Here is an 8359-nt window from a genome sequence, read left to right on the forward strand (position 1 = left end):
ACGAGCAAGCCGGCAGACCCAACCTGCCCCAAACCCCAGCACCACCAACAAACCAACCAGATCAAGCGATCTGAGGTCCTACTGAAAGACCGGGGCTAGCGGGGGGCGAGTTCACGACCTCGCGCAGCCTTCCTATCCGCCGGCTCAGGGTTCGAGATGACAGAGCTTTCTGAGCTCATTCGGCATCACGCCCCGACCAGCAGGCTTGGCGGCTGGTCGAGTCCGGTTGTTGCCTGCGTGCCTGTCGGCGAGCGAGCTCGGCTTCCTAAGGGCAGGATCGGGTGATCGCCTCGGCGGCGTCGCGATCGGCAGCGGTGATAGGCAGCGCGTACTTGCGACCTGGAGATACCGCAGGACGTAGGTGCACCGATAGTTGCGGTTGATCGGCATCCACTCGCCGGGCCCGTCGTCGTTCTTGGAGGCGTTCGCCGGTCCATCGACAGCCAGCAGGTTCGCGGCCTGGTCGTTGGCGAAGTCGACGCGCCGCTGCAGCGGCCAGCGGGCCGCGCCCATGTCCCACGCCCGGGCAAGCGGGTACAGGTGGTCGATCTGCACCTTGGTCGCGGCGGCCTTGCGGAACTCGATCCGGCGACCGGTGTAAGCGTCGGTGAGAAGGGTGCCGGCGATGACGACGCATCTGGAGCGAGCGCGGTACTGCACCGCGGTCAGCTGCGCCGCGAGTACGTCGTTGCGGGTGTCGCAGCCGTTGTCGCCACCACGTCCCGCATGGTCGTCGGTCCAGGTCTGCCCGAACTGGTCTCGCTTGTATCCGGGCACGTCGGCCGGACAGCGATGGCGCGGATCTGGCGGAGTTCGGCAGAGATCAGCCTGGCCGTGCCGGTCGCTGGCTGAACGGTGGCGAGACCGCTTGTGGGCGTAGTTCGAGGCGGTGGCTGCGACTCGGCCGGGTTGGCGCCGGCTTCTGGATAGGTGCACCCGGTCACAGCGAAGCCGAGCACGATCAGGGCGGCAAGAAGGACGCGCATCACGCGACCTTAAGGTAGTGCCGAGATCCCGCCCGCTCAAGTCATGGTTCAGCCGCATCTCAGTCGTTCGGAAGGGCGTGAACTGGGCTCCCGCTCAGCAGTTCAGCGTGGGAACGGTGTGGGAACAAAGACACCTCGCTCCGAAGCAACTGGAGTCAAGATCGGCCGAACTGGTGTTGGCTGGCTACGCCTAGAGGGGCGTATATCGGTGGGGTCCGTCGGTTTCCTAAACCCTGCGTGGCAGGTTCGAATCCTGCCGGGGGCACCGATCGGCCTCGCGGATTTCATTGCGGCATCGCCTACCTACCATGCCGGAACTCACATTTGTGACCCTGCTGTTGAGATCGATCGGGCGGGGGCACGATCGTGCGCCGAGTAGCCGTTGGTGTGATCGACACCCCAGGCGCCCCGCGCGAGCGGGGCGGCCGGGCGTCGGCCTGTGCGGGGTCGCTGGTCAGCCTCTGGCGGCGTCCCGGATGAGCTTCACGACTATGTCGGGGTGGCTCATCATCGCGACGTGTGAGCTGTTGATCTGTACCACCGTCGAGCTGGCGCGGGCTGCCATTGCTCGCTCTGCCTCGGGCGGGATGATGCGGTCTTGATTGGCGACGAGGTACCAGCTGGGGATGGTCTTCCAGGCCGGTGGGCCGGAGGGCGTGACGAGCGCGGCCAGTGCGCCGGGACGCTGAGTGACGGCCATGATTCGGGTTGTTGCCTGTGGCAAGTCTTGGGCGAAGAGCCGGTGGTAGTGGGCCGGGTCGATGTAGGCGTCGGCGTCTCCCTGGGCGGCTCCGGGGAAGGGTCGGAGCACGAGGTGGTCGGTGACCTCGGTATGCCCGCCACCCAGGGTGTTGGCGGCGGCGACGCTCTCGCCCTCGTCCGGGGCATAGGCGGTGACGTACACGAGGGATTTCACGTTCGGGTTGCCGGTGGCGGCATTGGTGATGACGGCGCCTCCGTAGGAGTGGCCGACCAGGACGATCGGTCCTTCGATGGTTGCCAGGAAGTCGCGCAGATACGCGCCGTCGGCGAGGGGTCCGCGCAGTGGGTTCGAGAACGCGAGGACCGGGTAGCCGGCGTCGAGCAGGCGGCCGGCAACTGCGTTCCAGCCGCTGGAATCGGCGAATGCGCCGTGCACGAGGACGACGGTGGGCTTTGCCGCGGAGTGTAGGTCCGCGGTGCGCGCCTGCTCGGACTTGGTCTGCTGCGTACTCGGGGAGGCGGTGGCGTTCAGAAGGGATCCAGTCAGCAGAAGGATGCCGACGAGACCTGCGGCCAGCGCTGTAGCCAGCACGTGCAGACGGCGTGGTGCGCGGAGCTTCATGATGCTCTCCTTGGGTCGGTACCGGTCAATGCATCCTGGATCGACCTCTGGCCGGCCCGGACCACGTGAGATGCGTAGTAGTTAGCGCTGGTGGGCCCGACGCAGCCGGTTTACTGTCAGCAGTTATGGGAGCAGAGGGGGGTCTGCTCGGGCGGGATGCGGAGCAGCGACAGGTCCGTAGTCTGCTTGGGCACGCGCGAAATGGGCGCGGCGGCGCATTGCTCGTTTCCGGCGAGCCAGGGATAGGAAAGACCGCTCTGCTGGAAGCCGCTCTGGCGGGTGCGACCCGTCTGCGGCAGCTGCGGGTTGATGGCTACGAGGCGGAGGTGACCATCCCGTTCGCCGCCCTGCAACGGCTGATGATCCCCCTGCGTGCGTATGTGCCGTCGCTTCCGGGCCGCCACCAACAGGCGCTGCAGGTGGCGGCAGGGGTGGCTGACGGCCCGCCACCGGACCGGTTCCTGGTCGGGCTGGGCGTGTTGGGGATGCTGGCAGCCGCAGGCGAGGTAGAGCCGGTCGTGTGCGCGGTTGACGACGCGCATCTGCTGGATTCCGAGTCGCTGGACGTGCTCGCGTTCGTTGCCAGGCGACTGGAGGCGGAGTCGGCCGCAATCATTTTCGCCGGGCGCGACGATGCCAATCTCGCGGCGCAGATGGCCGGCGTTACCACACTCGGTCTCGCAGGTCTCGCTCCCGACTCGGCGATCAGGCTGCTGGTGTCGTCCCTGCCCGAGGTCATCGACCCGGCGGCGGCAGCACAGATCGCTGCGGCGACGGGTGGCAACCCGCTCGCGCTGATCGACCTGGCCAACGAACTCAGCATCAAACAGCTGACCGAATCCAGCTTCGCCGACGAGCCGTTCCCGGTCGGACATCATCTCGAAGCGTTCTACCTGCGCCGCATCCGCCATCTCCCTCCTGATCTGCAGCAGTGGTTGCTGATCGCAGCAGCCGATTCCACCGGGAATGTCGACCTGATCCGGGCAGCTGGACAGGAACTCGACCTGCCCGAGAGCGCGGGTGACGCGGCCGAGGCCGCCGGTCTGGTCGTGCTCTCGCCGTCAGCGCGGTTCCGGCATCCGCTGGTGCGGTCGGCGGCGTACAACGCCGCCCAGGGAGGACAGCGACGGCGCATCCACGGCGCGCTCTCGGTGGCGTCCGGTCGGCTGGGCCTGCTCGAGCTCGAGGCCTGGCACGCGGCCAAGGCAACGCTAGGCCTGGACGCCGTGGTAGCGGATCGGCTGGAACGCGTTGCCGACCTGGCGGGGCGACGCGGTGGCTTCGCGTCCCGCGCCAGCGTGCTGGCCCAAGCCTCCGCGCTGACGCCACATGGAGGTCGCAAGTACGCCCGGCTGGTGGCCGCGGCCGAGGCAGCCTTGGCCGCCGGCGCTGCGCAGCTGGCCAAGAGCCTGCTCGACGACGTCGACGAGGACGCCTTGGACGCAGTCTCGCGGGGCCGACTGGTCTCAGCCCGTGCCAGCATCGCGATCTTCACCGCGGACCCGGCGCTGATGAACGCAGCGGCGAACATGCTGGCCGCGGCCGAGTTGTTCCACGGCCACGACGCCGCACTGGAGCAAAACGCACTGATCAAGGCGTTCGAGTACACGTTGGCCGCTGAACGCCTGGTACAAGGGACGACACTGACCGAGCTGGGTCGCCGCATGCGCAAAGGCGCCGAGTTGCACGATGGCATCGCCGCGACGATCCTGCGTGCTCTGAGCGCCCACATCCTGCTGCCCTACGACGAGGCGGTCCCGATCATGCGGACCGCTGTGGATGCCATCGCCGGGGCGGAGCCGGAGGGCCTCTTGCAGTACGGCGCGATCAGCGTCGCGCTGACCACGGCTCTGTGGGACATAGCTGCGCGTCGCGATTGCCTGGAGCGGACGGCTGAGGCTGCCCGCGACGCAGGTCCCTGCAACTGCTCGACATCGTTCTCTGGATCATGTCCCTGGCCGAGCTGAAAGGAGGGACTCCCCAGCGGGCGGGTCAGTACATCGAGCAGGTGCGGGAGCTGCGCCGCGCCATCGGGTACGACGCCGAGAATGTGGTCAACGTGGCTCTGCTGGCCTGGATCGGCGCGCCGCGACCCCAGGTCGAGCTGATCGCCGAGGGCGCAGCCGAGATGGGGTTCGGTGGCGTGCACGCCTCCGGAGTCGCAGCCCTCGCCGTCCGCGACCTCTCCGAGGGGCTCTACGGCGATGCGTACGCCAGGCTGAAGCCGCTGGTGGACGATCCCTTCCTTCAGGTCACGCCATTGGAGATACCCGACCTCGTCGAAGCTGCCGTCCGCAGCGAACACCTCGATGAAGCAGTCGGCTTGGTGGAGCACCTGGAGGAGTTGGCGCGGGCCAACGGATCGCCCTGGACCGCGGGTCTCGCGCAGCGGTCACGTGCACTCGTCGACGAGGACAGGGCCGAACCCCACTACCAAGCGGCCGTCGCCATGCTTGCCCCGACCGGCATCGAGCTCGAGCTGGCCCGAACCCATCTTCTCTACGGCGAATGGCTGCGCCGCGCGAGACGTCGCCGTGACGCGCGGGAACAGCTACGTCGGGCCGTGGAGATCTTCGAGCGCGTCGAGGCTCGCGGGTTCGCACAACGTGCTCGCCACGAACTGGAAGCCATCGGGGAACACGCGCCCGCGGCCGGAGAACGCGGCCCGTTCGACCTCACAGCCCAGCAGCTCACAGTCGCGCGGCTCGCCGCGGCCGGCCACACCAACGCCGAGATCGGCGCCACCATGTTCCTCAGTGTCAACACCGTCGACTACCACCTGCGCAAGGTCTTCCAAAAGCTCGGAGTCTCCTCCCGTCGGCAGCTCGCCGACCGGATCCACCCGCCATCCTGACGGGCCCCGCGCATCGTCAGGACTACGTGCTTCACGTGGTCCGCGCAGATCGGTACCGGTAGAGGCTCGGGGAAACCTCACTCAGGGAGGACCCATGCCCTTCATTACCGCCGATGACGGCGCCGAGATCTTCTACAAGGACTGGGGCATCGGTGGCTCGCCGGTCATCCTCAGCCACGGCTGGCCGTTGAACTCCGACGCCTGGGACGCCGGAACCCGCTTCCTTGCCGAACACGGGCACCGCGCTATCGCCCACGACCGCCGCGGCCACGGACGCTCGAGCCAGACCTGGAACGGCAACGAGATGGACACCTATGCCGACGATCTGGCCTGCCTCATCGACACCCTCGACCTGCACGACCTCACCCTCGTCGGCCACTCCACCGGCGGCGGCGAGATCGTCCACTACCTCGGCCGCCACGGCAGCAGCCGCGTCTCCCGGCTCGTCCTCGTCGCCGCCGTGCCGCCACTCATGCTGCGAACCGACGACAACCCGCAAGGACTACCCATCGAGGTGTTCGACGAGATCCGGGCCGGCGAGGCCGCCGACCGATCACAGCTCTACCGGAATCTCGCCGACGGCCCGTTCTTCGGACACAACCGCACGCAAGACGTCGGTCAAGGCTTCCGCGACGCGTTCTGGCTGCAGAGCATGGCCTGTGGCCACCGCGCCGCCTACGAGTGCATCGCCGCCTTCTCGGCCACCGACTTCCGCCCGGACTTGGACAAGGTCGACGTACCGACGCTGGTCATCCACGGCGACGACGACCAGATCGTGCCGTTCGGGGTCGGAGGCAAGCGAGCCGCCGAGATGATCGGCGGCGCCGTTCTGAAGGTCTACGAAGGCAGCGGCCACGCACTGCCCGACACCAACCGCGACCGGCTCCACGCCGATCTGCTCGAGTTCATCGACGCCTGACCGAAAGGGAACGATCATGAACGACAACCGCAGTCCCGACACCGTCGTCCTCGTGCACGGCCTGTGGATGACGCCCCGCAGCTGGGAGAACTGGGTCCAGCACTACCAGGCCAAGGGCTTCACCGTCCTGACACCCGGATACCCCGGCTTCGACATCGAGGTCGAGGCCCTGCGCGCGAACCCCGACCTCATCGCGAACCTGACCGTGCCAGAGACCGTCGACCACCTCGCCACCGCGATCAAGAAGGTCGAGACTCCGCCGATCATCATCGGCCACTCCTTCGGCGGGACCCTCACCCAGCTGCTGCTGGCCCGCGGCCTCGGCACGGCCGGCGTCGTCGTCGGCTCCGCGCCCACCGAGGGCGTACGCGTCAACCCGCTGTCCCAGGCCAAGTCACTGTTCCCCGCGCTGAAGAACCCGGCCAACCGGCACAAGGCCGTGGGCTTCACCCCCGAGGAATTCCACTACGCCTTCACCAACACCCTCACCAAGGAAGACTCCAAGGCGGTCTGGGACCGCTACCACATCCCCGCCCCGGGCCACTGGGTGTGGGAATTCGGCCTGTTCGCCAACTTCAAGCCCGGCCACCAAGACACCTGGCTCGACTACTCCGCCGACCGTGCGCCGCTGCTGTTCATCGCCGGCGAGAAGGACCACATCATGCCGCCGTCGGTGAGCAAGTCCAACGCCAACCACTACAAGAAGTCCCCTGCCCTCACCGAGTACCACGAGTTCGAGGGCCGTGACCACTGGACCTGCGCCGCCCCAGGCTGGGAGGCCGTGGCCGACGACGCGCTCAACTGGGCACTCGAGCACGCGCAAGTCACGTCCGACCACACCGCCGACTCCTGACCAGCAACCGAGAACAGAACGGCAGTCCGTCCATGGTTCAGATGACGCACTGGGCGGGCCTACCGTCCTCCTCGAGCTCGGCGGGTGGCGCATACTCACCGATCCCACATTCGACCCACCGGGACGCAAGTACCAATTCGGCTGGGGCACCTCCTCCATCAAGACCGCAGGCCCCGCACTCCAACCAGACGAGATCGCGCCCGTCGACGTCGTGCTACTGAGCCACGACCACCACGCCGACAACCTCGACGACCGCGGCCGCGACCTCCTCCCCGCTGCAGGCACCGTCATCACCACCAGGACAGGTGCTCGGCGGCTCGCCACCCCCAACGTCCGCGGTCTGGTCGCCGATGAGACCACCTCGCTGGACGCGCCCGGGAAGGAACACCTCTCGATCCGAGCAACGCCCTGCCGCCACGGCCCAGCCCTGAGCGGACCCGTGACAGGACCAGTCATCGGGGTCGCCCTGACCCTCGGCCACGCCTCCACCGTGTCGGTATGGATGACCGGCGACACAGTCCTGCATCGACCGATCCGCGGACTCGCCCGCCAACTCAACGTCGACGTGCTGCTCATGCACCTGGGCGACGTCCGATTTCCCATCACCGGTCCACTCCGCTACTCCATGAACAGCCGCGACGCGGCGTCGCTCCTAACACTCCTCGGACCACGGTTGGCTGTACCGGTCCACTACGACGGCTGGTCACACTTCAGCGAACCGACGAACCATGTCCGCACCACGCTCGACCGCGCCGCCGGCGTCCGGCACGTGGCTCGAACACGGCCGACCCACCCAGCTGTGATCTGCAGGTCCGGTGACCGACTGATACCGGGCATGCATCTGGCCGGCCCGGATTGCCAGTTGCAGCCTCGATCACGAGCCCAGTTCAGCCCAGCTGCGGCACGGGCGGGTCCGCCGGGCTCAACCAGTTCGGCGTGGGAACAGCGTGGGAACACAGCTGCGTCGATCCGAGTCGACTGGAGTCAAGAACAGCCGAACTGGAGTTGGCCAGATACGCCTGGAGAGGCGCATTTAGGCGTGGCGCGTCGGTTTCCTAAACCGAGCGTCACCTCTCGAGCTGACAGCTGGGCACGATTGCGCGGCCTCTCGGAGTTGAGCTGTTAGAAGCGCACGCCGGCAATTGGTGCGCGTCACGCCAAGGGCGTCTCCCGGGGTACGGCGAACGAGGCGGACCTGCCGGCGCCGAGAGAACCTTGATGCCAAGAGAGGCGGATTCGGCCAAGTCGGCAGACAGTTCGTGGACCTGGCCACGTTCGGAGAGGTTGGTATCGACGGCTTCGCTCGGCTTCCCAATCGGGCGTTGCAACTAAGTGGTCCGCACCGTAAGTTCGTCGGGGGTTACTTGGGCTGCCAGGCTGTGGGGTCGTTCAGGTAGAGGCCGCAGGCGCAGTCGAGTGCTTC

Annotated in this window: 7 protein-coding genes; 5 read left to right on the forward strand and 2 right to left on the reverse strand. The window is 67.4% G+C overall.

The features are described from left to right. Positions 1–144: 144 nt before the first annotated feature. Together AB0E63_RS45740 and AB0E63_RS45745 are read right to left on the reverse strand one after the other, a co-directional pair. Positions 145–777 carry an HNH endonuclease family protein gene (locus AB0E63_RS45740; RefSeq protein WP_360380991.1) on the reverse strand — a complete coding sequence of 211 codons (633 nt, stop codon included), beginning with the start codon at positions 775–777 and terminating at the stop codon, positions 145–147. A gap of 663 nt (positions 778–1440) precedes the next feature. Next, entirely contained in the window at positions 1441–2310 is an 870-nt protein-coding gene (locus tag AB0E63_RS45745) for an alpha/beta hydrolase (RefSeq protein ID WP_360380994.1), read from the reverse strand. A gap of 125 nt (positions 2311–2435) precedes the next feature. Between AB0E63_RS45745 and AB0E63_RS45750 the strand changes: the two genes are divergently transcribed. The 5 genes from AB0E63_RS45750 to AB0E63_RS45770 all read left to right on the forward strand — a co-directional run bounded on the left by AB0E63_RS45750 (position 2436) and on the right by AB0E63_RS45770 (position 8062). Further along, positions 2436–4277, forward strand: coding sequence for an AAA family ATPase (locus tag AB0E63_RS45750; protein WP_360380996.1), 1842 nt, complete (start codon positions 2436–2438; stop codon positions 4275–4277). Further along, positions 4259–5164: a LuxR C-terminal-related transcriptional regulator gene (locus AB0E63_RS45755; RefSeq protein WP_360380999.1), complete on the forward strand. Its 906-nt coding sequence runs from the start codon at positions 4259–4261 to the stop codon at positions 5162–5164. The genes AB0E63_RS45750 and AB0E63_RS45755 overlap by 19 nt, the downstream gene beginning before the upstream one ends. Positions 5165–5258: 94 nt before the next feature. Continuing rightward, positions 5259–6083, forward strand: a complete 825-nt coding sequence (locus AB0E63_RS45760; protein WP_360381001.1) for an alpha/beta hydrolase — start codon at positions 5259–5261, stop codon at positions 6081–6083. Positions 6084–6099: 16 nt separating this feature from the next. Next, positions 6100–6936 carry an alpha/beta hydrolase gene (locus AB0E63_RS45765; protein WP_360381003.1) on the forward strand — a complete coding sequence of 279 codons (837 nt, stop codon included), beginning with the start codon at positions 6100–6102 and terminating at the stop codon, positions 6934–6936. Beyond that, the gene (locus AB0E63_RS45770) at positions 6827–8062 is read left to right on the forward strand and encodes an MBL fold metallo-hydrolase (protein ID WP_360381006.1); all 1236 of its coding nucleotides are present in this window, start codon (positions 6827–6829) and stop codon (positions 8060–8062) included. Before AB0E63_RS45765 ends, AB0E63_RS45770 begins: the two co-directional genes overlap by 110 nt. The last annotated feature ends 297 nt before the right edge of the window (positions 8063–8359 follow it).

Source organism: Kribbella sp. NPDC026596, assembly GCF_040638415.1.
Classification (GTDB): domain Bacteria; phylum Actinomycetota; class Actinomycetes; order Propionibacteriales; family Kribbellaceae; genus Kribbella.

Bases quoted from the DNA above. Each gene is read 5' to 3' on its own strand.
- AB0E63_RS45755 (WP_360380999.1), top strand. From the start codon at position 4,259: ATGTCCCTGGCCGAGCTGAAAGGAGGGACTCCCCAGCGGGCGGGTCAG.
- AB0E63_RS45760 (WP_360381001.1), top strand. From the start codon at position 5,259: ATGCCCTTCATTACCGCCGATGACGGCGCCGAGATCTTCTACAAGGAC.
- AB0E63_RS45750 (WP_360380996.1), top strand. From the start codon at position 2,436: ATGGGAGCAGAGGGGGGTCTGCTCGGGCGGGATGCGGAGCAGCGACAG.
- AB0E63_RS45745 (WP_360380994.1), bottom strand. From the start codon at position 2,310: ATGAAGCTCCGCGCACCACGCCGTCTGCACGTGCTGGCTACAGCGCTG.
- AB0E63_RS45765 (WP_360381003.1), top strand. From the start codon at position 6,100: ATGAACGACAACCGCAGTCCCGACACCGTCGTCCTCGTGCACGGCCTG.